This is a genomic window from Streptomyces sp. HUAS CB01, from assembly GCF_030406905.1.
GTDB lineage: Bacteria > Actinomycetota > Actinomycetes > Streptomycetales > Streptomycetaceae > Streptomyces > Streptomyces chengbuensis.
The window spans coordinates 2,767,661-2,791,665 of the sequence record NZ_CP129137.1; the positions used below are offsets into that span (position 1 = coordinate 2,767,661).

Annotated in this window: 17 protein-coding genes and 1 pseudogene; 9 read left to right on the forward strand and 9 right to left on the reverse strand. The window is 72.4% G+C overall.

The window, feature by feature from the left end:
- Nucleotides 1-10 precede the first annotated feature (10 nt).
- Both QRN89_RS12245 and QRN89_RS12250 read right to left on the reverse strand, forming a co-directional pair.
- A complete protein-coding gene (locus QRN89_RS12245; RefSeq protein ID WP_290349378.1) occupies nt 11-1,171 on the reverse strand; it encodes a dihydrodipicolinate synthase family protein in 1,161 nt (386 codons plus the stop codon).
- Complete coding sequence (locus tag QRN89_RS12250) at nt 1,168-2,319, reverse strand: Gfo/Idh/MocA family protein (RefSeq protein ID WP_290349379.1); 1,152 nt, start codon at nt 2,317-2,319, stop codon at nt 1,168-1,170. Before QRN89_RS12250 ends, QRN89_RS12245 begins: the two co-directional genes overlap by 4 nt.
- Before the next feature lie 138 nt (nt 2,320-2,457).
- Here QRN89_RS12250 and QRN89_RS12255 point away from each other — a divergent pair, with 138 nt between their 5' ends.
- From QRN89_RS12255 to QRN89_RS12280, 6 genes and pseudogenes are all read left to right on the forward strand, one after another.
- Nucleotides 2,458-3,558: a LacI family DNA-binding transcriptional regulator gene (locus QRN89_RS12255; RefSeq protein ID WP_290349380.1), complete on the forward strand. Its 1,101-nt coding sequence runs from the start codon at nt 2,458-2,460 to the stop codon at nt 3,556-3,558.
- A 180-nt stretch (nt 3,559-3,738) separates the two neighbouring features.
- Nucleotides 3,739-4,683: a bifunctional helix-turn-helix transcriptional regulator/GNAT family N-acetyltransferase gene (locus tag QRN89_RS12260; protein WP_290349381.1), complete on the forward strand. Its 945-nt coding sequence runs from the start codon at nt 3,739-3,741 to the stop codon at nt 4,681-4,683.
- Nucleotides 4,680-5,461 (forward strand): annotated as a pseudogene (locus QRN89_RS12265) (sugar phosphate isomerase/epimerase family protein). Before QRN89_RS12260 ends, QRN89_RS12265 begins: the two are co-directional and overlap by 4 nt.
- Nucleotides 5,462-5,754: 293 nt before the next feature.
- Nucleotides 5,755-6,291: a hypothetical protein gene (locus tag QRN89_RS12270; RefSeq protein ID WP_290349382.1), complete on the forward strand. Its 537-nt coding sequence runs from the start codon at nt 5,755-5,757 to the stop codon at nt 6,289-6,291.
- Between the two features lie 755 nt (nt 6,292-7,046).
- Complete coding sequence (locus QRN89_RS12275; RefSeq protein ID WP_290349383.1) at nt 7,047-8,876, forward strand: glycoside hydrolase family 3 protein; 1,830 nt, start codon at nt 7,047-7,049, stop codon at nt 8,874-8,876.
- 114 nt (nt 8,877-8,990) lie between these two features.
- Nucleotides 8,991-9,605 (forward strand): LppU/SCO3897 family protein, encoded by a 615-nt coding sequence (locus QRN89_RS12280; RefSeq protein ID WP_290349384.1) that lies wholly within the window; start codon nt 8,991-8,993, stop codon nt 9,603-9,605.
- A 97-nt stretch (nt 9,606-9,702) separates the two neighbouring features.
- Here the strand turns inward: QRN89_RS12280 and QRN89_RS12285 are convergent, their stop codons facing one another.
- From QRN89_RS12285 to QRN89_RS12300, 4 genes are all read right to left on the reverse strand, one after another.
- Nucleotides 9,703-11,157, reverse strand: coding sequence for a S28 family serine protease (locus tag QRN89_RS12285; RefSeq protein ID WP_290349385.1), 1,455 nt, complete (start codon nt 11,155-11,157; stop codon nt 9,703-9,705).
- Nucleotides 11,158-11,256: 99 nt separating this feature from the next.
- Entirely contained in the window at nt 11,257-11,637 is a 381-nt protein-coding gene (locus tag QRN89_RS12290) for a hypothetical protein (RefSeq protein ID WP_290349387.1), read from the reverse strand.
- A gap of 212 nt (nt 11,638-11,849) precedes the next feature.
- Nucleotides 11,850-15,644 carry an ABC transporter ATP-binding protein gene (locus QRN89_RS12295; protein ID WP_399011183.1) on the reverse strand — a complete coding sequence of 1,265 codons (3,795 nt, stop codon included), beginning with the start codon at nt 15,642-15,644 and terminating at the stop codon, nt 11,850-11,852.
- A gap of 147 nt (nt 15,645-15,791) precedes the next feature.
- Nucleotides 15,792-16,700 carry a serine hydrolase gene (locus QRN89_RS12300; RefSeq protein ID WP_290353677.1) on the reverse strand — a complete coding sequence of 303 codons (909 nt, stop codon included), beginning with the start codon at nt 16,698-16,700 and terminating at the stop codon, nt 15,792-15,794.
- Nucleotides 16,701-16,961: 261 nt separating this feature from the next.
- Between QRN89_RS12300 and QRN89_RS12305 the strand changes: the two genes are divergently transcribed.
- On the forward strand, nt 16,962-17,339 hold the full coding sequence (locus QRN89_RS12305) for a hypothetical protein (protein ID WP_290349389.1): 378 nt from the start codon (nt 16,962-16,964) through the stop codon (nt 17,337-17,339).
- A 90-nt stretch (nt 17,340-17,429) separates the two neighbouring features.
- Here the strand turns inward: QRN89_RS12305 and QRN89_RS12310 are convergent, their stop codons facing one another.
- From QRN89_RS12310 to QRN89_RS12320, 3 genes are all read right to left on the reverse strand, one after another.
- The gene (locus QRN89_RS12310) at nt 17,430-19,112 is read right to left on the reverse strand and encodes a thiamine pyrophosphate-binding protein (protein WP_290349390.1); all 1,683 of its coding nucleotides are present in this window, start codon (nt 19,110-19,112) and stop codon (nt 17,430-17,432) included.
- Nucleotides 19,109-20,080 (reverse strand): agmatinase, encoded by a 972-nt coding sequence (gene speB / locus QRN89_RS12315; protein ID WP_026164802.1) that lies wholly within the window; start codon nt 20,078-20,080, stop codon nt 19,109-19,111. Before speB ends, QRN89_RS12310 begins: the two co-directional genes overlap by 4 nt.
- 69 nt (nt 20,081-20,149) lie before the next feature.
- A complete protein-coding gene (locus tag QRN89_RS12320) occupies nt 20,150-21,628 on the reverse strand; it encodes a sodium:solute symporter family protein (protein WP_290349392.1) in 1,479 nt (492 codons plus the stop codon).
- A gap of 188 nt (nt 21,629-21,816) precedes the next feature.
- Here QRN89_RS12320 and QRN89_RS12325 point away from each other — a divergent pair, with 188 nt between their 5' ends.
- Entirely contained in the window at nt 21,817-23,376 is a 1,560-nt protein-coding gene (locus QRN89_RS12325) for a PucR family transcriptional regulator (protein WP_290349393.1), read from the forward strand.
- Nucleotides 23,377-23,500: 124 nt separating this feature from the next.
- Entirely contained in the window at nt 23,501-23,983 is a 483-nt protein-coding gene (locus tag QRN89_RS12330) for a hypothetical protein (protein WP_290349394.1), read from the forward strand.
- The last annotated feature ends 22 nt before the right edge of the window (nt 23,984-24,005 follow it).

Below are 24,005 nucleotides of genomic sequence, written 5' to 3' on the forward strand. Positions count from 1 at the left end.
ATCCGTTCTGTCACCGCACGCCTCCGTACACGGCGAGCAGCGACGTCAGCCGGGACGCGGCCAGTTCGGGGTCGGGGAAGAGGCCCAGCCCGTCGGCCAGTTCGTACGCACGGGCGAGATGGGGCAGCGACCGAGCGGAGTGAAGACCTCCGACCATGGTGAAGTGCGACTGGTGCCCCGCCAGCCACGCCAGGAACACGACCCCCGTCTTGTAGAAGCGGGTGGGTGCCCGGAAGAGATGGCGTGACAGCTCGACGGTGGGATCGAGGAGTTCGCGGAACGCCCGTGTGTCGCCGGTGTCCAGGACCCGCACCGCGTGGGCGGCGAGCGGGCCCAGCGGGTCGAAGATCCCGAGAAGCGCGTGGCTGAACCCCTGGTCGTCGCCCGCGATGAGCTCCGGGTAGTGGAAGTCGTCGCCGGTGTAGCAGCGCACCCCCCTCGGGAGGCGCCGGCGCAGGTCGACCTCCCGCCGGGCGTCCAGCAGGGAGATCTTGACCCCGTCGACCTTGTCGGGATGTTCGGCGATCACCTCGAGGAAGGTCTCGGTGGCCGCGTCCAGGTCACGGCTCCCCCAGTAACCCTCCAGCGCCGGGTCGAACATCGGTCCGAGCCAGTGGAGGACGACCGGTTCGGACGCCTGCCTCAAGAGGTGGCCGTACAGCTCGAGGTAGTCCTCGGGCCCGCGGGCGACGGCCGCGAGGGCCCGGGACGCCATGAGGACCACCTGCGCTCCGGACTGCTCGACGAGCGCGAGCTGTTCCTCGTAGGCCGCACGGACGGTGGCCAGGTCCGCGACGGGGCCGGTCAGCTGGTCGGTGCCGGCGCCGCAGGCGATGCGGCCACCGACCGCCCTCGCCTCCGCGGCCGAGCGCCGGATCAGCTCCGCCGCACCGGCCCAGTCGAGTCCCATGCCCCGCTGCGCGGTGTCCATCGCCTCGGCGACACCGAGTCCGTGCGCCCACAGATGGCGGCGGAACGCGAGAGTGGCGTCCCAGTCGACGGCGGCTGGTCCGTCCGGGGTGGTGTCCGCGTACGGGTCGGCGACCACGTGCGCGGCGGAGAGGACCGTGCGGGAGACGAGCGGCGCACCACCCGTGGCGTGCACGGCGCCGTCGCGGCGGGGCTCGTGGGTGCGGAACGTGCCGTCGGCGCCGGGCATCAGGACCGTCACGGCGTCAGCTCCGGCACGTCGTAACGCCGCCCGTTCGCGGAGGACTTGAGCCCCAGCTCCGCGAGCTGGACGCCCCGGGCTCCGGCCAGCAGGTCCCAGTGGTAGGGCTCGCCCAGGGCGACGTGCCTCAGGAACAGTTCCAACTGCGCCTTGAACCCGTTGTCGAACTCGGTGTTGTCCGGAACCTCCTGCCACTGGTCGCGGAAGGACTCCGTGGCGGGCAGGTCCGGGTTCCAGACGGGCTTCGGCGTGGCGCTGCGGTGCTGGACGCGGCAGCGGCGCAGCCCCGCGACGGCCGATCCGTGGGTGCCGTCCACCTGGAACTCGACCAGTTCGTCACGGTGGACGCGGACCGCCCAGGACGAGTTGATCTGGGCGATCGCGCCGTTCGCCAACCCGAACACGGCGTACGCGGAGTCGTCGGCGGTCGCCTCGTAGGGCTTGCCCCGCTCGTCCCAGCGCTGGGGGACGTGCGTGACGACATGCGCCTGGACGCTGGTGACCCGGCCGAAGAGCTCGTGCAGCACATACTCCCAGTGCGGGAACATGTCGACGACGATGCCGCCGCCGTCCTCGGAACGGTAGTTCCACGAGGGTCGCTGGGCCTCCTGCCAGTCGCCCTCGAAGACCCAGTAGCCGAACTCCCCCCGCACGGAGAGGATCTCGCCGAAGAAGCCGCCCTCGACCAGGCGCTTCAGCTTCAGCAGGCCCGGCAGGAAGATCTTGTCCTGGACGACGCCGTGCCGGATGCCTGCGGCCCCGGCGAGACGGGCCAGTTCGAGGGCGCCGCCGACATCCGTCGCCGTGGGCTTCTCGGTGTACACGTGCTTGCCCGCCGCGATCGCCTTCTTGATCGCTTCGACCCGCGCGTAGGTGGCCTGCGCGTCGAAGTAGACGTCGACCGTCGCGTCGGCGAGCACCGCGTCGAGGTCCGTCGACCACTCGGTCAGGCCGTGGCGTCCGGCGATCTCGCGCAGAGCGTGCTCACGACGGCCGACCAGGACGGGCTCGGGCCACAGCACCGCGCCGTCGCCGAGGTCGAGGCCGCCCTGGTCGCGTATCGCGAGGAGCGAGCGCACCAGGTGCTGCCGGTATCCCATCCGGCCCGTGACGCCGTTCATGGCGATGCGCACTGTTCTGCGTGTCACGAAGGTGCCTCCATGTCTCCCCGATTGCTCGAAACGGCGGCGAAACGGTCATGGTAAGCGCTTTCTACAAGCGATGACGCTAGCCTGCGGACAGCAGCCCGGACAAGGGCCCGGCCGGATCTCCCTCGGAGGAAAGCGATGACAGTCACGCTGGCTGATGTGGCGGCTCGCGCCCGGGTCTCCGCGGCGACCGTCTCCCGGGTCCTCAACGGCAACTACCCGGTCGCGGCGTCGACCAGGGAGCGGGTGCTGCGCGCGGTGGACGAACTCGACTACGTCCTCAACGGTCCGGCCAGCTCGCTCGCCGCCGCCACCTCCGACCTGGTCGGGATCCTCGTGAACGACATCGCCGACCCGTTCTTCGGGATCATGGCCGGCGCCGCGCAGACCGCGATCGGCGAGGGCGCCTCGGGCCGGGCGGGCGGCGAGAAGCTGGCGGTGGTGTGCAACACGGGCGGCTCACCGGAACGCGAACTGACCTACCTCACGCTGCTGCAGCGGCAGCGCGCGGCCGCCGTCGTCCTGACGGGCGGGGCGCTGGAGGACCCTGACCACATCACGGCCATGACGGCCAAGCTCGGGAAGCTCGCGGACGCGGGGACCAGGGTCGTGCTCTGCGGCCGCCCGCCCGTCCCCGGCGGCGCCGTCACCGCCACGCTCGCCTTCGACAACCGCGGCGGAGGACGACGGCTCTCGGAACACCTGATCAGTCTGGGGCACCGGCGGATCGGGTACGTCGCGGGGCCCGCGGAGCGCACCACCACACGGCACCGGCTCGAAGGGCATCGCGCGGCACTCGAGGCGGCGAGGGCGGCCGATGTCGCGAGCGGGGGCGCGGGGGCGGCCGGATCGGTGCCGGACGACCAGGAACGACTGACGATCCACGGACTGTACGACCGGCGCTCGGGATACGACGCCACGCTGGAACTTCTGCGCCGCGATCCGGACCTGACCGCGATCGTCGCGGCCAACGACACCGTGGCACTGGGTGCGTGCGCGGCGCTGCGCGACCTGGGTCTGCGCATCCCGGAGGACGTCTCGGTGGCCGGATTCGACGACCTGCCGTTCTCGGTGGACGCCGTGCCGGCCCTGACGACGGCGCGACTGCCGCTGCACGAGGCGGGGGTGCGCGCGGGCCGCCTCGCCATGGGCAAGGAGGCGCCGCCGCCGGGCGGCATCGCGACGATCGGCGCCGAACTGATGGCACGGGCGTCGACCGCTCCGCCGCGCAAGGACTGAGGCGGGCGGACCGTGGCACGCGGGGTCCGAGGCGGCACCCACGGCCCGGCGGCTCGGCGCTCTCCTCCGGGCCGGCCGCTCGGTACGACGGGGGGTCGGGGCGGTTATCCACAGGCCTTGCCGGTCACCTTCGCCCGAACCTAGCCTTGACTCAGTCAAAGGAAAGTTCGGGGGTACGTCATGACCGTCCAGGAGATCCGCGCCTTCAACCGCTTCTACACCAATCTCATCGGCGCGCTCGACTACGGCAAGCACCTCTACACGCCGTACACGCTCACGGAGTCGAGGGTGCTCTACGAACTGGCCCACGCCCCGCGGACCGACGCCGCGGACCTCCGGCTGGAGCTGTCCCTGGACGCGGGCTATCTGAGCCGGTTGCTCGGCAAGTTCGAGCGCGACGGCCTGGTCGAGCGCGCTCCGTCGGAGGAGGACTCCCGGCGGCAGCGCATAACGCTGACGGCTCGCGGACGTGAGGCGACCGCCCTGCTGGACGAGCGCTCCCGTGAGGCGGTGGGCAAGTTGCTGGTCGACGTACCCGCGGAGGAGCAGCCCCGGCTGACCGAGGCCATGCGTACGGTGCGCGACATACTGGGCGAGGTCCGGACCGAACCGCAGCGGCGCGGAGACGGACCGGTGCTGCGCCATCCGATGCCCGGCGAACTGGGCTGGATCGTCCAGCGGCACGGCGCGCTCTACGCCGCGGAGTACGGCTGGAACGCGGACTTCGAGGGGCTGGTCGCCCGGATCGTCGCGGACTTCGCCCAGGACCACGATCCCCACCTGGAGCGGGTGTGGATAGCCGAACTGGACGGCCGCCCGGTCGGCTCCGTGATGTGCGTACGGGACGAGACCCCGGCGACCGCCCGGCTGAGGCTGCTGCTCGTCGAACCCGAGGCGCGCGGCCACCGCCTCGGGGAGCGGCTGGTGGGCGCCGTCGTGGATTTCGCCCGTGAAGTGGGGTACCGGGAACTGGTGCTCTGGACCAACGACGTCCTGACGGCCGCCCGGAAGATCTACCAGCGTGCCGGCTTCACGCTCGTCACGGAGAAGCCGCACCGCTCCTACGGGGCCGACCTGGTCGGCCAGGACTGGCGGTTGTCTCTCCAGGAAGGATCGCCCACGTGAAACTCGCCTTCTCGACCCTCGGCGTCCCCGGCATGCCCGTTCCCGAGGTGGCCGCGCTGGCCGCCTCGACCGGCTGGCAGGGGGTGGAACTGCGCACCCACCCGGAGGAGCCGGTCAACCTGGCCATGGGGACACGTGAACGGGCCGCGGTCGTGGACGAGTTCGCCCGGGCGGGCGTGGAGATCGCGACGGCCGCCGGGTACGCGCAGGTGGCGGCGGCCGGAGACGAGGCGGCCTTGGGCGAGGAGCTGACACAACTGGTCTGGCTGGCCAGGGACCTGGGGGCGTCCTTCGTACGGGTCTTCCCCGGGGCGGTGACCAGCCCCGGGAGACGGCGGACGCGACGGCGGCCCGGCGGCTCGCCGCCGCGGCCGAGACCGCCGCCGACGCGGGAGTGCGGGTCCTGCTGGAGACCCATGACTCCCACCGCACGGGCGCCGCGGTCTCCCGCATCGTGGGCCAGGTGGGGCACAGGCACGTGGGGGCCCTGTGGGACGTCCTGCACCCCTGGCTGGAGGAGGAACCGCCCGTCACCACCCACGCGGCGCTCGGACCCTATCTGGGCTGCGTCCAGGTCAAGGACGTCGCCTCGACGGAGGACCTCACACCGCTGCCGCTGGGCGCCGGCGTCCTGCCTCTCGCCGAGTGTCTGGCCCTGGCGGACGACGACGGCTGGGTGTGCTGGGAGTACGAGAAGCGCTGGTACCCGGGCGCGGCGGAGCTACCGGGGATACTCGCGGCAGGACGGGAGCATCTGGAGTCGCTGGTGCCCTCCTGAATCTTCCGGCTCCCGGCCGGATGCCGTGCGGGAGCCGGGGCCGCGCAGGGCAGGGCCCTGACCGGCGCCATCCGCGCCCTGACCGTACTGCCCTGTGAGGTCGGGGACGCGGCCCGCACTCGTCACCGTCGGGCCACGCGATCACCGTCCGGCCGGGCGGGGCCCGGTCGCCACCGGGCGGGGACCGGATGCCGCCCGGACGCCGTCCCGGCCCTCCGACCGCCGGCCGGGAGCGATCACCGGGCGGGCCGTCGCAGTACGCTGAAGTACATCGGCAACCGTGGAGACCGCCCATGAGCCGGCACCCTCAGCACCCGAACGCACAACGCCCGAACGCACAGCATCGGAACGCCCGGGACCCGGGCGCCCAGGACCCGAGCACCCGGCACCCGACCGTCCGGCGGCCTGGCGCGGCGGCCCCGAACGCGCAGGACCGGCAGGGTCAGGACCCGGCCGTCACCGGCTGGAGCCACGGCGACCGCGTCGTCCGCTGGACGCACGGCGGCGGGATCGTGCAGAAGGACTTCGCGGGACCGACCCAGGCGGCCCTGGCGTGGAACGGCCGGGTGCTCGTCGTCGAGGCGCTGGACGACACCCCCTACACACCCACGGACAACGCGGTCGTGTACGAGGCGGACGGGACGGAACTGGTCCGGCTGGCGCCCCCGCGGGACCTGGTGGCCGAGCCGTCATGGGTGTTCGGGTTCTTCACGGCGCACCTGGACGCCGAAGGGCGCCCGGTGCTGGTGGTCGCCACGCAGGTCGGCGACTTCTGGGGCCATCCGGATCTGGCGTCGGGCACGGTCGTGGACGTGCAGGAGTGGCGTTGACCCCGTGACGGCCCACCGGCCACCGCTCACCGCCCGGCGTCGCGGGCCTGCCCCGGAACCGTCCGTGGGGCCGGGAATTCCCGGTCGGAGGGAACCCGTGCCGAGGGCGCGGCGTCCAAGTGCCGTGCCGCGGACGAGTCACCGCAGAGCGGCGTCGTCGGCCCTCGTTGCCGGCTGCGATCGCTGACTCCCTCCCTGGCCGCCTGCGGCCTGCGGTACGCCGCCACCGGGGCGCCCCCTCCCAGCTCCGGTGGCGGCCCCTCTCCCCCGTGCCGCTTCCCGGCCCCGCCCCGCCCTCTCCTCACCGTTCCCTGTCCCCCTGCGCGTCACCTGCGCTGTCTCCCTTGTCCCCTGCCGTGTCCCCCAGCCCTGTCCCCCGCCCTCTCCCCCTGCCGTGTCCCCAAGCCCTGTCCCCCCGTCCCCCGTCCCCCGTCCCCCGTCCCCCGTCCCCCGTCCCCCGTCCCCCGTCTCCCGCTTCTCCCCCTTGCCCTCACCCCTCTCCCAGCCCTTCCTCCGCCCCGCTCTTCCCTCACCCCTCTCCCAGCCCTTCCTCCGCCCCGCTCTTCCCTCACCCCTCTCCCAGCCCTTCCTCCGCCCCGCTCTTCCCTCACTTCCTCCCAGCACCACGCCGCCGCGGTCTTCCCGGCGAGCCCTTCCCGCCGCGGTCGCGCCTCCGTCCGGCCGAATCCCTTGACTGGCAGTTACTTTCCGGATATCCGTGGCCCTTGGAAGTTTCCTTCAGGGAAGGAGCACCAGTGCCCGACCGGACCACCCCGTCCAGACGTTCCGTTCTCGCCGCCACCGCCGTAGGTGCCGCGGCCGCAGCCCTCGCCACCACCCCCGCACACGCGGGCTCGGCCGACCGCAGCACCACCCGTGCCCGTCTCCGGCGGCTCATCGCCGGGATGAGCCTGGAGGAGAAGGTCGGACAGCTCTTCGTGATGCGCGTGTACGGGCACTCCGCCACCGCACCCGACCAGGCCGACATCGACGCCAACCTCAAGGAGATCGGGGTCCGTACGGCCGCCGAGCTGATCGAGCGGTACCACGTCGGCGGCATCATCTACTTCGTCTGGGCCCACAACACCCGTGACCCGCACCAGATCGCCGAGCTGTCCAACGGGATCCAGCGCGCCGGACTCGCCCAGCCCACCCCGATCCCGCTGCTGATCTCCACGGACCAGGAGCACGGCATCGTCGCCCGGGTCGGCAAGCCCGCCACCCTCATGCCGGGCGCGATGGCGCTGGGGGCGGGAGGTTCCCGTTCCGACGCCCGGGAGGCCGCCCGGATCGCGGGCACCGAACTGGCCGCGATGGGCATCCGGCAGAACTACGCGCCGGTCGCCGACGTCAACGTCAATCCGGCCAACCCGGTCATCGGGGTGCGGTCGTTCGGCTCCGACCCCCAGGCGGTGGCCGGCCTGGTCGCCTCCCAGGTGCGGGGCTACCAGGGCGCGGGCATCGCGGCCACGTCCAAGCACTTCCCGGGGCACGGGGACACCGTGTCCGACAGCCACACCTCGCTGCCGACGATCCACCACACCCGCGAGGAATGGGGGGTGCTGGACGCGCCACCGTTCCGGGCCGCGATCGCCGCGGGCATCCGCTCCATCATGACGGCGCACATCGTCGTCCCGGCGCTCGACCCGAGCGAGGACCCGGCGACGCTCTCCCGCCCGATCCTCACGGGGATACTGCGCGAGGAACTCGGCTACGACGGCGTCGTCGTCACCGACGCGCTCGACATGGCGGGCGTGAGGCAGAAGTACGGCGACGACCGGGTCCCGGTGCTGGCGCTGAAGGCCGGCTGCGACCAACTGCTCAACCCGCCCAACCTGAGCGTCGCCTGGAACGCCGTCCTGCAGGCCGTTCGGAACGGCGAGCTGACCGAGCAGCGCATCGAGGAATCGATCCTGCGCATTCTGCTGCTGAAGTCCGAACTGGGGCTGTTCCGCAGTCCGTTCGCCAGTCGCGAGGGCGTGGACCGCACCGTGGGCAAGCGGTCGCACCTGGCCGCCGCCGACCGGATCGCCCAGGAGACCACCACCCTGCTCGCGAACCCGGCCGGTCTGCTGCCGCTCTCCCGCCGCAGCCACCGCAACGTGCTGGTGGTCGGCGCCGATCCGGCCTCCCCGTCCGGGACGACCGGACCCCCGACCACCACGCTCGCGAAGGCCTTCACCGAACTGGGCTTCACCGCCACGGCGCTGTCCACCGGCATCACCCCCACGGCCGCCAGGATCGAGGAGGCGGTGGCCGCGGCGGCGGGGAAGGACGTCGTGGTCGTCGGCACGTACAACGTATCGGCGACCAGTCCGCAGCGGACCCTGGTCTCCCGGCTGGCGGCCACCGGCGTCCCGGTGGTCACGGTCGCCATCCGCAATCCGTACGACGTCGCGCAGCTGACCGGATTCGCGGCCTCCCTGGCGACGTACAGCTGGACGGACGTCGAACTGCGGGCGGCGGTGCGGGTGATCGCGGGCCGGGCCGAGCCCGAGGGGCGGCTTCCCGTACCGGTGCAGCGCGCCGACGACCCGACGCAGGTGCTGTACCCCGTCGGACACGGCCTGAGGTATCAGACGTAGCGCGGCGTACGCCGCGCTGCCGGCGCACCACCCTCACGCGGCGGAAAGCCCCCTGCTCCCCTGGCGTGTACCCGCACCCGCGGGCCACGCTGGAGCGACCGAGCAGGGGGATCCATGCACGTACGGCGTCTTTGGGTGGGGGTGGTGTGCGCCGTGCTCGTCTCCTGCCGGACGGTCTCCGGCGACGGGAGCGAGGGCTCCCAGGAGCGCGGGAAGGCGACGGCTGCGGCGCCGTCCGCGCCCGGCGCGCAGTTCCTCGGCCCGGGGGACTGCAGCGGCCGCGGCCGCGCCGACGTCCGTGAGGTGCCCTGCACCAGTGAGAAGGCGACGGCGCGCGTGATCGCCCGCCATGACGGCCGCCAGAAGGACGGGCCGGCCTGCCCCGCCGTCACGGACTTCGTGCTGCACATCTCGGAGCACCGGCCGGCGTTCGACGAGGACGGCGACGGTTCGGTGCCGCGGGGATACGCCTGCATGCGCAATCTGGAGCAGCCGCATCCCGGTGATCCCGGGGGCGGAGGCGGACCGCACACGGTCGTCGGCGACTGCCTCCACTCCTCCCGCAAGGGGCAGGTGGAGGAGACCGCTTGCGACGGGTCCGGAGAGCACCGGCCCGGTTTCACCGTGGTGTCGGCCGTGGACGAGCGATCCGAGTGCCCGCCGTCGACCGATCTGTTCGTGGAACTGCCCGCCGGCGAAAGGCCGGTGGGCTGCGCCCGCCGCCTCTGACCCGGCGCGTCGCGAGTCGTCGGCGGCGGGGCACAGCCCACCGGTCACCAGGCACTGGTCACGGGTCCCGGCTCACGGGGCCCGGTCCCGGTGCCGGTCACGGGCGCAGCGTCGGCTCCCGCTCGATGTCCTGCTTGTCGAGCTTCGTGTCGGGCTTCGTCAGCCGCTTCGCCTTGGCCGGGTCCTCCTGGACGGCGGCCGGGGCGACGCCCGCCCACTGAAGGATCCGGGCGGTGGCCTTGGCCCGCTGGTCCGCCTTCAGGCCGGCGACGTTGGCACCGTGGTTGGCGCCGGGAGCGGTGAAGACGTAGCTGTCACGCGCGCCCTTGCCGAGCCGGAACGGTTCGGCACCCCACGGGTCGTTCTCGCCGTAGACGAACAGCATCTGCCGTGCGTGGTGGCGGACCCAGCCGTCCACGTCGTCCATCACCCACGGCTTGAAGCGCATGGGGATGTCCCGCGGCACGAAGTTGCGCGGCGCCTGGTAGCCGTAACGGCTCAGGCCCTTGAGATGGGGCAGCTCGATGGACGGTGCGCCGAGCTCCGTGCCCGCCTGGTAGTAGTACGGCGTGTACGGCTCCAGGCCCTGATCGGTGTAGAAGGAGAAGCCGGAGATCGCGTCGACGCTGTCCCAGATCTCCTGGTCCGAGGCGGTCGCCGCGGCCGGGACGGACGCGCAGTCGGCCGCCAGGCTGTACTGCCAGAAGGCCCAGGTGTAGTCGAGGACCACAGCCTCGAACGCCTTGTCGAGCGAGCCGATCGTCTTGAAGGTGTAGCCGTTGTCGGCCGCGTACTGCGTGTACAGCGCCTCCAGCGACTCACGGCGGACGAGCGCCTCGCGCTGCACCGCGTTCAGCCTGTCGCGGCACTCGGCGGTGCCGACCTTCTCGAAGAACCGGTCGTAGGCGGAGTCCTCGTTGTTGTTCACGTCGTTCGGCGCGACGTAGGCGACGACACCGTCCATGTCCCGCGGGTAGAAGCGCTCGTAGTACGTGGCGGTCATGCCGCCCTTCGAGCCGCCCGTGGCGATCCACTTCTTGCCGTAGATCTTCTTCAGCGCGGTGAAGACGCGGTGCTGGTCGCTGGCGGCCTGCCAGATGTCGAGCTTGGACCAGTCGGCCGGGTCTGGCCGCGACGGGCTGAAGTACCGGTACTCCAGGTCCACCTGGTTGCCGTCGACGATCTGGGTGGGCTCACGCCGGCGCGGGGTCGTGCCGACGTTGTAGCCGCTCGTGTAGAAGACGGTCGGACGGGTGGTGTCCTTGTGCAGCACGGTGATGCGCTGCTTGAACGTGCCCTTGGACGGGCGCCGGTGGTCGACCGGCTGGGTGTAGTTGAGGACGAAGTAGCGGTAGCCGGGGTACGGCTTCTCCTCGATGAGGCTCATCCCGGGGATCGCGAGGATCCGCTCCTTGATGTCCTGGGACGTGACGCCCTTGGGCGCCGCGGGTGAGCCGATGGCGGGTTCGGCGGCGGTGGCCGCGCTCGCCGTCGTCCCTGCGCCACCTATGAGCACCACGAGCGACAGCAGCCATCTCAGTGTTTTCCGCATGCACACACTCCCCTTGGTTCACAGCGGTCGCGGTGAACCTAGCGGGGGCAATGCTCATATGGCCAGGGTGAGTTGAACGGGAGTACGAAACCGGCACCCTCAGCACAGCATCCAGCCGGTCGAGGCGCTCTTTCCGGCGACGGTGCCGGACACCCGGACGCAGCGGTTGAGGGCGTGCACGGTGACGGGCCCCGCATGCCGGGTGAACCGCCCCCTGTCCACGACGGCGCGCCCGCCACGCGGCTGGAGGGACACCGACATCGCCCGTAGGGCGCCGGGCCGTCGGACGACGGTCAGGGCGCAGACGAGAGTCCGCTTCTTGTAGATGCGCAGCTCTCCCGTGGGGAACCCGATCGCCTTCACGGGACGGCCGGAGCAGACGGATGCGGCTTCCGCCCGCTGGACCCCCGGTCCGGGCAGGGAGAGGGCACCGACGATCGTGAGCACGGCGAGTACACGCCTCAGCAGCTTCCCGAACACACTTTCTGCCCTCCCGCATCAGCCGTACTGACGTACGACGCAACCGGGGCGCGGACGGTTGCCGTCCGCACCCCGGAAGCGCGGAACCCGTCGTCCCTGGAAGGGCAGACCCGACGAAGAGGTGCGGAACCCGTCGCGCCGAGCGCCGGAACGTGCTCGGGACGGGCGGTTGCAGGACCGGCCCGTACGGCCGGGGCCGGGCCCCACCCCGCTCAGGACCGGGACGCTGCGGGCTCCTCCTCGCCGATGAAGGTCCGCCACAGCTCGGCGTACCGCCCTCCCCGCGCGAGCAGTCGGTCGTGCGTGCCGTCCTCGACCACCCGGCCGTGCGCCATGACGACGACCCGGTCCGCGCGGGCAGCGGTGGTGAGGCGGTGCGCGACGACCAGCGTGGTACGGCGGCCGGTGAGCCGGTCGGTGGCCTGGTTCACCTGCGCCTCGGTCGCCAGGTCGAGCGCCGCCGTCGCCTCGTCGAGCAGCAGCACGTCCGGGTCGACCAGTTCGGCCCGGGCCAGGGCGATGAGCTGGCGCTGGCCGGCGGAGAGGTTGCGGCCGCGTTCGGCGACCTCGTGGAGGTAGCCGCCCTCCAGGGTGGCGATCATGTCGTGGGCGCCCACGGCACGGGCCGCGGCCTCCACCTCTGCGTCGCTCGCGCCCGGGCGCCCGTACGCGATGGCGTCACGGACCGTGCCGGAGAAGAGATACGCCTCCTGCGGCACCACACCGAGCCGGTGCCGGTAGGACGTCAGGTCCAGGTCCCGCAGATCGGTGCCGTCGACGGTGACGCGTCCGCTCGTCGGGTCGTAGAACCGCGCCACCAGCTTGACCAGCGTGGACTTGCCCGCGCCCGTCTCGCCGACGAACGCGACCGTCTGTCCGGCCGGGATCCGCAGGTCGACGCCGCTGAGCGCCGCCTCCCCGCCCCCGTCGCCGCCGGCGTACGCGAAGGAGACGTTCTCGAAGGCGATGTCACCGCGCAGCGAGAGCACGTCCAGGGGCTCACGGGACTGCTTCGTCGACGTCGGCTCCCGCAGCAGCTCCTGGATCCGGCCGAGCGACACGGTGGCCTGCTGGTAGCCGTCGAAGACCTGGGACAGCTGCTGCACCGGGGCGAAGAACAGATCGATGTAGAGCAGATAGGCGACGAGCGCGCCCGTGGTGAGCGTGCCCGCCTCGATCCGGCCGGCGCCCACGATCAGCACGGCCGCCACGGCGACGGAGGACAGCAGTTGCACGAAGGGGAAGTACACGGAGATCAGCCACTGGCCGCGCACCCGCGCCTCGCGGTAGCTCTCGCTGCGCTCGGCGAACCGCCGGTTGCCGGACCGCTCGCGGCGGAACGCCTGCAGGATGCGCAGTCCGCTCACCGACTCCTGGAGGTCGGCGTTGACGACGCTGATCCGCTCGCGCGCCAGCTCGTACGCCTTCACCGACTGGCGGCGGAAGAAGTACGTGCCGACGACCAGGACGGGCAGTGTCGCGAAGACCACGAGGGCCAGCTGGAGGTCGAGCGCGACCAGGGCGACCATGATCCCGAAGAAGGTGACGACGGAGACGAACGCGGTGACCAGACCGGTCTGCAGGAAGGTCGAGAGCGCGTCCACGTCCGTGGTCATGCGGGTCATGATCCGTCCGGTCAGCTCGCGCTCGTAGAAGTCGAGGCCGAGCCGCTGCAGCTGCGCGAAGATCTTGAGCCGCAGGGCGTAGAGGATGCGCTCGCCCGTGCGCCCCGTCATCCGCGTGGCGCCGATCTGGCCGGCCCACTGGACGAGCACGGTCAGCAGCGCCAGGGCGGAGGCCACCCAGACCGCGGTCATCGCGGCCTGCTCGACACCGTCGTCGATGCCGTGCCGGATCAGCACCGGCAGCAGCAGGCCCATGCCCGCGTCGACGGCGACCAGCAGCAGGCTGAAGAGCAGCGGCAGTCCGAAGCCGCGCAGCAACCTGCGCAGGTCGTACGTGTCCTCGGGGGTCACCGCGCGGACCTCGTCGACCTGGGGAGTGTCGTCGGCCGGAGGAAGCGCCGCGACCTGGGCGAGGAGCTCAGGGGTGGCGCCGGCCACCTCGTCCTCCTCCTCTTCCTCCTTGCGGACCCACAGCGGGGGCGTGATGCCGCGCTCGGCGTCGAACTCGGCGTCCATCTCGGCACGGAGGGTGCGGTCCTCCGGGATCTCGACGGGGAGCCTGTGGCCCGGGGAGACCCCGCCCATCTCGTCCGGGTCGGTGAGCAGCCGCCGGTACAGCGCGGATCGTTCCTGCAGTTCCTCGTGGGTGCCGATGTCGGCGAGCCGGCCGCCGTCGAGGACGGCGATGCGGTCGGCCAGGCCGAGGGTGGACCGGCGGTGGGCGATCAGCAGGGTGGTGCGTCCGGCCATCACCCCGCGCAGCGCCTCGTGGATCTCGTGCTCGACCCGGGCGTCGACGGCGGAGGTGGCGTCGTCGAGCAGCAGCAGCCGGGGGTCGGCGAGGATCGCGCGGGCGAGGGCGATCCGCTGGCGCTGGCCACCGGACAGGGTGAGGCCCTGCTCGCCGACCTTGGTGTCGTATCCGTCCGGGAGCTCGCTGATGAAACGGTCCGCCTGTGCCGTCCGGGCGGCCTCGACGATCTCCTCGTCCGTCGCGTCCGGCTTTCCGAAGGCGATGTTGGAGCGGACGGTGTCGGAGAACAGGAAGCTGTCCTCCGGTACGAGCCCGACGGCGGCCCGCAGCGACTCCAGGGTGAGTTCGCGGACGTCGTGGCCGCCGACGAGGACCGCGCCGTGCGTGACGTCGTAGAAGCGCGGCAGCAGCAGCGACACGGTGGACTTGCCACTGCCCGAGGAGCCGACGACGGCGACGGTCTCGCCGGACCGGATCTCCAGGGAGAAGCCGTCGAGGACGGGCCGGGCGCCCTCCCCGTCCCCGTAGGAGAAGCCGACGTCGTCGAACTCGACGGTCGCCGGGGCGTCGGCCGGGAGCTCCTTGGTGCCGTCCTCGATCCCCGGCTCGGTGTCGATCAGCTCCAGGACGCGCTCGACACCGGCCCGGGCCTGCTGGCCCACGGTGAGGACCATGGCCAGCATCCGCACGGGTCCGACGAGCTGCGCGAGGTAGGTCGAGAAGGCGACGAAGGTGCCGAGGGTGATCTGCCCGCGGGTGGCCAGCCAGCCCCCGACCGCCAGCATCGCCACCTGGCCGAGCGCGGGCACGGCCTGCAGCGCCGGGGTGTAGACGGCGTTCAGCCTGACCGTGCGCAACCGTCCGGCGAAGAGTCTGCGGCTGACGTCCCTGAGCTTGCCGGTCTCCTGGTCCTCCTGGCCGAAGCCCTTGACGACCCGCACCCCGGAGACGGCTCCGTCGACGACCCCGGCGACCCCGGCGGCCTGCTGCTGCGCGTACCAGGTGGCGGGGTGGAGCCTCACCCGGCTGCGTCTGGCGATGAACCACAGGGCGGGGGCGACGGCCAGTGCGACCAGGGTGAGCGGCGGCGACAGCCAGGCCATGACGCCGAGGGAGACGAAGAAGAGCACGAAGTTCCCGATGGTCATCGGGAGCATGAAGAGCAGGCCCTGGATCAGCTGGAGGTCGCTGGTGGCGCGGCCGACGACCTGCCCGGTGGAGAGCTCGTCCTGGCGGCGACCGTCGAGCCGGCTGATGGTCCGGAACATGTCGGTGCGCAGGTCGTGCTGGACGTCGAGGGCGAGCCGGCCGCCGTAGTAGCGGCGCACGTAGGTGAGCGCGTAGACGACCAGTGCCGCGGCGAGCAGCAGGCCCGTCCAGACGGCCAGTGACCGTGAGTGATCGTCGATGACGTCGTCGATCACCACCTTGATGATCAGCGGGACGATGGCCACGACCGCCATGCCGACGAGGGACGAGGCCAGTGCGAGCACGACGTTCCGCCGGTACCGCCAGGCGTAACCGGCCAGTCTCCGTGCCCACGATCGCTCTGCCGCCGCCGTCACCGGTTGCCTCCCCGTCGTCCTGTGCTGCCGGAAGGCACCAACGCGGCCCGCGCCCGATTTCATCCCGCCGCAACACGACGCGACGAGAGAACGGTCCCTGGTCCCAGGACCAGGGACCGTTCCCCGGGGCTCGCGGGCTCATGGACCCACGGGCCGATGGGCGCGCGGGCTCACGGGCCCCGCGCCCGTGGGGGTGCGGGGCCCGGCCCGCTACCGGAGCGCCGGGTTCGCGGACACCGAGTCCTGGGCCGGGCGTCCCGGAACGGCCGGGACGGACTCCTGCGGGTTGTCCGTCGGCACATAGCCGAGACGCGCCGGGGCCGTCGGGTTCAGGTCCTTGTGGACGGCACGCGCGACGGCCTGGATGGTGGCGATGCCGTCGTTCATGGTCTTGTTGTCGTGGGTGAGCACGGTGATCTGGTAGTTGTGCGCCGTACCGGTGAAGGCACCGATCGAGTGGACGCGCCAGCCGTGCGTGGCCCGCGGGAGCCAGCCGTTCTTGACGTGGATCTTCGCGGTGGAGGGGGCGCCTGCGGGCGTGCCCCAGCGCTGGTCCGCCACGACGGCGTTCATCAGCTGCAGCACGTAACCGCGCGAGGCGTCGGTGAGGACGGCGTTCCTCGCCGTCAGGATCGCGAGCAGCCTCTGCTGGTCGCGGGCGGTGATCTGGGTGAGGCCCCAGTAGCCGTTCGCGCCGGGCACGGTCCTGGTCATGCCGGCGGCGGCGAGAAAGCCCTTGACCTTGGTCAGGCCGAGCTGGCGCCACAGCGCGCTGGTGGCGTCGTTGTCCGACCTGGTGATCATGGCCGTGGCGCGTGACTTCTCGGTGGCGGTCAGCTGGCGGCCGGTCTTCTGCGCGTCCCAGAGCAGGGTCGCGAGGACGGTCGTCTTGACGACGCTGGCGGAGTCGAACGTCTGGTCGGGGCGGAGAATGCAGCTGGTCTTGGTCACCCGGTCGTTGACGAGCACCGCGGTCGTCGACGTACGTCCCTTGAGGGCGGCGGTGATGTCCGTGACCAGCTTCGCCGCCAGTCCGGCCTTCTGCGAGGTGCAGGCCACGGCGGGGGTGGCCGCGCCCGCCGTGCTCTGGGTGGCACTGACGGTCACCGGCACGAGCACACCGAGAGCGGCAGCCGCGCAGAGAGCCCCACGTCTGCGGCGGCGGGGTATGGAGTGTCTCTTCACGACTCACATGACTCCGCAGACTCCGAAAGGTTGTACGGAAGACGGCGGCTGCGGCCGGGGACCCGGGCCGACGGCGGTCCGGCCGCGTGGGAGCCCGCCGGGCGGCGGGGCAACGCGCGCGGCGTTCGCCGGACACGGGCCCGGGGTAGCCATGAGCGGTGTCCGCCGGCCGGACCGGCGGGGAAGGGGGAGACCGTGGCAGACGCGAAGGAGAGCGCGGCGTACCGGAGCGGGAGGCTGTGGGCGGCGCTGCACATCCTGCGGGTCCTCGGGGGCGTCCCGATGAAGGGGAAGCTCGGCACGGACGCCAGGCTCCGTATGGTGGAGCGGCAGCCCGGCCTCCACATACCGAGGCAGCTGGACAAGGCGCTGAAGCACCTGGTCGCGGCCCGGCGGCGGGACGCCGCGCGCGGGAAGGCGGCGGACGAGGTGCTGAAGGGGGTCCTCGCGTCCATACCGGACGACGGGGGGTTCCCCCCGGCCTACGACGCGGCCCAGCGGAAGGACTTCCGCGAGGGCTTCAAGACCCAGAAGGGCACGTACACGGCCGCGCACCGGGCACTGCTGAGGTGACCGGTGCGCGGCCGCGTCGTCCTGCGGCCGCACCCGGGGCGCCGCCGCCGTCGCCCCGCGGACGGGACGAAGAGCGCCGAAGCGCCCCGCCTACAGATGCGTCGGCGCGAACATCCTGAGCACCGCGGGCAGCACGACGACCGACGGGCCGGGCTGCGCGAGGGCCTTGGCGAGGTCCTCGCGGAGCGACTCCGTGGTGGTGCGTACGGCCGGGACGCCGAACGACTCGGCGAGCGCGACGAAGTCCGGCCTGGACAGCTCGGTCGCGGTCGCCTCGCCGAAGGCGTCCGTCATGTACTCGCGCAGGATGCCGTAGCCGCCGTCGTCGACGATCAGCCAGGTCACCGGCAGCGCGTACTGCTTCGCCGAGGCAAGCTCCGCGATGGAGTACATCGCGCCGCCGTCGCCCGAGACCGCGAGCACCGGCCTGTCGCGGTCCGCCGCGGCCGCGCCGAGGGCGGCGGGGAAGCCGTATCCGAGCCCGCCCGCGCCCTGGGCCGAGTGCATGGTGTTCGGCCGGCGGGCGTCGAATGCGGACCAGGCCCAGTAGGCCAGGATCGTCATGTCCCAGAAGCTCGGGGAGTCGTCCGGCAGGGCCTCGCGGACCGCGGCGAGCACCTCCTGCTCCAGCGTGAGCTCCTGGCCGGCGATCCGCTCCCGGACCTTCGCCAGCAGCGCGGAGACCCGCTCGGCGGCCGACGGGTCGCGGCGTTCCTCCACGGTCTCCAGCAGCGCGGTGAGCGCGATCCGGGCGTCGGCGTGGATGCCGAGCGCGGCATGGTTGGACTCCAGCTTGCCGAGGTCGGCCTCGATCTGGACCACCCTGCCGCGCGGCGCGAACGTGTGGTAGTTCGAGGAGAGTTCACCGAGGCCGGAGCCGACGACGAGCAGGACGTCGGCGTCCTCCAGGAAGTCGGTGGTGTGCCGGTCCTCCAGCCAGGACTGCATCGACAGCGGGTGCTCCCAGGGGAACGCGCCCTTGCCGCCGAAGGTGGTCACGACGGGGGCGTCCAGCTTCTCGGCGAGGGCGAGCAGCTTGCCGGAGGCGTCGGAGCGCACGACACCGCCGCCCGCGATGATCGCGGGGCGCTCGGCGTTCTGGAGCAGGTGCGCGGCGACGGCGGTGAGCTCCGGGCGGGGCACGAGGTCGTGCGGGGTGGCGTCCAGGGCCGTCACGACCGGCAGGGTCGTCTCGGCGAGCAGCACGTCCTGGGGGATCTCCACCCAGACCGGCCCGTGCGGGGCGGTCAGCGCGGACTCCCAGGCGGCGGCGATCGCGGAGGGGATCTGGGAGGCGGTGCGGACGGTGTGCACGGACTTCACGACGTCCCGGAACGACGCCTTCTGGTCGCGCAGTTCGTGCAGATAGCCGTGGCGGCCGCCGCCGATGCCCGGGCTCGGCACCTGGCTGGAGATCGCCAGGACGGGGGCGCTGGCCGCGGCGGCCTCCTGGAGCGCGGCGAGCGAGGTGAGCGCGCCGGGGCCGGTGGAGAGCAGCAGCGGGGTGGCCTGTCCGGTGATCCGGCCGTGGGCGTCGGCGGCGAAGCCCGCGTTGTTCTCCACGCGCAGCCCGACGTACTCCAGGTCGGAGCGGCGCAGCGCGTCGAACATGCCGAGGGCGTGCTGGCCCGGCAGGCCGAACACCGTGGTGGCGCCCAGCCCGGCCAGGGCCTCGACGACGAGGTCCCCGCCGTTGCGGCCGGCCGGCGGGCTGAGCGCGGCGGCGACCTGCCGCGCCGTGGGGCGCAGCACGAGGTCGTGGTCGTGGGTCACTTGTCGTTCCTCGACGCGGCGATCTGACGGGCCATGATCGTGGTGAGCTCGTACGCGGTGTGGGAGGCCGCGACGGAGGTGATCTCGGCGTGGTCGTAGGCGGGGGCGACCTCGACGACGTCGGCGGAGACCAGGTTGCAGGAGGCGAGTCCGCGCAGGATCTCCAGCAGTTCGCGCGAGGTCATGCCGCCCGCCTCGGGGGTGCCGGTGCCGGGGGCGTGGGCGGGGTCGAGGCAGTCGATGTCGATGGAGATGTAGAGGGGGCGGTCGCCGATGCGCTGGCGCAGCTGGTCGGCGACCTCGTCGGCGCCGCGGCGGTAGACGTCGGAGGAGGTGACGATGCCGAAGCCCATCTTCTCGTCGTCGGTCAGGTCCTGCTTGCCGTAGAGCGGGCCGCGGATGCCGACGTGGGAGAGGGCCTCGGTGTCGAGGATGCCCTCCTCGACGGCGCGGCGGAACGGGGTGCCGTGGGTGTACTCGGCACCGAAGTAGGTGTCCCAGGTGTCCAGGTGGGCGTCGAAGTGCAGCAGCGCCACGGGGCCGTGCTTCCTGGCCACCGAGCGCAGCAGCGGCAGCGCGATGGTGTGGTCGCCGCCGAGGGTCATCATGCGCGCGCCGGTGCCGAGGATGTCGTCGGCGGCGGCCTCGATGGTCTCGACGGCCTCGTTGATGTTGAACGGGTTGGCGGCGATGTCGCCCGCGTCCGCCACCTGGGCGAGCGCGAAGGGCGAGGCGTCCTGGGCCGGGTTGTACGGCCGCAGGAGCCTCGACGCCTCACGGATGGCGTTGCCGCCGAAGCGGGCGCCGGGACGGTACGACACCCCGGCGTCGAAGGGCACGCCGACGACGGCGACATCGGTGCTGCCGACCTCGTCGAGCCGGGGCAGCCGGGCGAACGTCGCGGGTCCGGCGTACCGCGGGATGCGGGACGAGTCGATGGGGCCGCGCGGCGTCTCGTTGCTGCTCATGACCATGCCTCTTCTTCCTGCGCTTTTCTGCTTATCCGTCGGTTTGCAGTCGTTTGACTGTAACGGGGTTCACGGGGTGGCCGGGACCGACTCCTGCGCGGTCCGCCGCTCGGCCTCGGGGTCGCGGCCCGCGAGGCGCTCGCGCCAGTTGGCCAGGATCGCCTCGTCGGTGGGCCTGGTGGCCAGCGAGACGACGACGTAGGTGACGAGGGAGGCGAGCAGGCCGTAGTAGATGGGCTCGTTGGCGAGGATGCCGAACTTCCACATCAGGGTGATGACGGCCACGCCGCCGACGACGACGGAGGAGAGGGCGCCGTACACCGTGCCGCGCCTCCACAGCAGCCCGCCGAGGATCGGCACCAGCAGACCGCCGACGAGCAGGTTGTAGGCGACCGTCAGGGCCTCGACCACGTTGTTGAGGGCGATGGCGATGCCGATCACGGCTATGCCCATGACCAGGATGAACATCCGGTTGCCCTTGACCTCGTCGTGCGCCTCGCCGTCCGCCCGCCGTGTCACGGCGCCGCGCAGCCGCTGCCAGATGTCGTTGTTGGCGACGGTCGCGCAGGCGATCAGGGCGCCGGAGGAGGTGGACATCACGGCGGCGAGGGCGGCGGCCAGGACCAGGCCGCGCACGCCCAGCGGGAGTTCGTCCTTGACGATGGTGGCGAAGGCGTCGTCGGCGTTGGCGAGGTTCGGGTAGAGCACCTTGGCCGCGGTGCCGATGACGGCGCCGGCGAGGGCGTAGGCGAGACAGTACGTACCGGCCACCGTGCCGCCCCAGCGGGCGACCTTGTCGTCGCGGGCGGTGAAGACGCGCTGCCAGATGTCCTGGCCGATGAGCATGCCGAACGTGTAGATGAGCACGTAGGTGAAGATCGTCTCGCCGCCGATGCCGAACGGCGCGAAGTACTCGGTGGGCAGCTGGGCCTTCATCTCGGCGAAGCCGCCGGCCTTGACCACGGCGATGGGCAGCAGCAGGAGCAGCACGCCGATCGTCTTGACGACGAACTGCACCATGTCGGTGAGGGTGATCGACCACATGCCGCCGAGCGTGGAGTAGGCGACGACGATCGAGCCGCCGAGGACGATCGCGACGGTCCGGTTCATGTCGAAGAGGACGTCGAAGATCGTGGCGTAGGCGATGGTCGAGGTGACCGCGAGCATCAGCGTGTAGGCCCACATCACCACACCGGTGATGAGTCCGGCCCGGCCGCCGTAGCGCAGGTCGAGCATCTCGGAGACGGTGTAGACCTTCAGCCGGGCGATGCGGGCGGAGAAGAAGATCGACAGGGCCAGGAGGCCGAGGCCGATGGTGAAGACCATCCAGGCCCCGGAGAGGCCGTACTTGTAGCCGAGGCCCACACCGCCGATGGTGGAGGCGCCGCCGAGCACGATCGCGGCCATGGTGCCGGAGTACATCGAGGGGCCGAGCCTGCGCCCTGCCACCAGGAACTCGCTCTTGGACTTGGCGCGGCGCATGCCCCACCAGCCCATGGCCAGCATGCCGGCCAGATAGACGACGATCACTGCGTAGTCGACGGCCATGGGGCCCTCCTTCGCTTTCACCTCGGTGGCGTGTCGTGCAGAAGTTCAAGGGGACGCAGCGGCTCCTGCGCGGGGACATCCGCCCGTACCCGCGGCCGCTGGACGACTCGACGATAGGTGGCTTAAAAGCGACGATGAAGTGTACGTTTCCTCCATTCCCGAAGACGATCAAGGATGGAACGTCCACCATGCCGGACTCCACCGCTCCCCAGGGCGCCCCTTCGGCCCCACCCACCCCGCCCGTCCCGCTGACCGCACTGCTGGCCCGGGAGGATCTCGGGCTGCGGCTGGTCGCGGGCGTCCCCGAGTCCGGGGGCGCCGAGGGCGTCCGTATCCAGTGGGTGCACACCTCGGAGATGGCCGACCCGTACCCCTACCTCCTGGGCGGCGAGCTGCTGCTGACCGCGGGCGTCCTGCTGAAGGACCCGGAGATGTACGCCGCGCGGGTCGTCGAGGCCGGCGGCGCGGCGATCGGCTTCGGGGTGGCGCCGGTGTACGACACCGTCCCGGACGCGCTCGTCGCGGCGTGCGAGCGCCGTGGGCTGCCGCTGCTCGAGGTGCCGCCGCAGACCCCGTTCACCGCGATCGCCCGCGCCGTCTGGGGGCTGATGGCCCAGGCCCGGCTCCGGGAGGTGCGCCGGGTCAGCGAGGCCCAGCAGGGCCTCGCCGGCGCGGCGGCCCGCCCCGACCCGGTGCCGGCGGTACTGCAGCAGCTGGCGTCCCGCCTCGGTGGCTGGGCCGTGCTGCTGGCCCCGGACGGCTCGGCCCTGCACGTGGCCGGCCGGGCGCCGTCCCGCGAGGCGCGCGAGGCCGTGGGGCGGCTGGCGCGCGTGGTGAGCCCGGAGCCCGATGGCGCGGAACCCGCCGACGACACGGCCGCTCCCCCTTCACGGGCCGCCGGCGCCCAGGCGGAGCCGGGCGCACCGGCGGGAACCACACGTCGGCCGCCCTCGTCGGCGACCGACACCGTCGGGGAGACGCACCTCGCGGCCTACGCCCTCGGCGGCGGCCAGGGTCTGGTCCTCGGAGTCGCCGCCGAGGGGCGCGAACCGGGAGGGCACACGATCGCCGGGGTCGCCGTCGTCCTGCTGTCCCTGCTCACCGCGCCGCACCAGGGAGCCGACGCGAGCGGGCGGACCGCCGCGCTGGTACGGCTGCTGCTGGGCGGTACGCCCGCGGAGGTGGTCCGCGACCTGGGCCCCGGTCCCTGGACGGTGGTGCACGGGACGCGACCGGGGCAGCCGGACCGGATCGCGGCCTCCGCCCTCGGCGCGGCCCTGGGCAGCACGCTGGTGGACACCGACGGGGAGACGGTACGGATCCTGCTCTCCGGCGACCGGCGCATCGAGCCCCAGCCGGGCTGGACCCTGGGCGTGAGCGCCCCGGCCACGGCGGAGGAGCTGGGCACCGCCGACACCGCCGCCGCCCGCGCCCTGCGCCGTGCGGAGGCGACCCGGGTCCCGCTCGCCCGCCAGCGCGACGCGGGCCTCGGCGAACTGGTCGCGCCCGACGAGGCCGCCGTCCACGCCCGCACCCTGCTCGCGCCGGTCGCGGACTCCCCCGCGCTCGCCGAGACCCTGCGGGTCTGGCTCTCGCTCCACGGCAGCTGGGACCGCACGGCGGTGGCCCTGGGCGTCCACCGCAACACCGTCCGCCAGCGCATCGCGCGGTGCGGCACGCTGCTGGGCGTCGACCTGGACGACGCGGACGTACGGATGGAGCTGTGGTTCGCGCTGCGGTACGCGTGAGGACCGGGCGGGTCGCGTTGCGGAACGTTGCCCCGCGGTTCCGTGGGGAACCCACGATTCTGCCGCCCCAAGGCTGTCGCTCCGCCCCAAGTCCCCAACCGCTCAGCCGTGTTGGAATTCCGGCATGGCCTCTTCCGCCGACGGAACCATCACCCCGGCCCCGGACGGGACCGGCAGCCGCCTGCGCGCCGAGATCGAAGGACTCCGGGAGGAGGCGACGCGCCAGAGGAATCTGGCCCACCGCAGGGCCGAGTTCTGGGCCAGGACCGATATCGCGCTCGGCTTCCCCGCCGCGCTGCTCGCCGGCGTCGCCGGAGCGACGGGGCTGGCCACCGCGGGCGCCCGGATCCCCGCGGCGCTACTGGCCCTCGCCTCCGCGGGATTCGCCGCGGGCGCGGGGTTCCTGCGGAGCGCCACCCGCTGCCGGGCCAACAAACGCGCCCGGCACGCGTGGGCGACCGTGGAGGGCCGGGCCGCGGTGAAGCTGGCGCAGTCGCGCACGACCCCCGCGGACCTGGCCGAACTGCTGGATCACCGCCTCGCCGCGCTGTCGGCGTACGACGGCGAGGACCCGCAACCGGGGCAGCCGTCCGTCACGGCGGGCTGAGCGCCCACCGGCTGCCGACTGT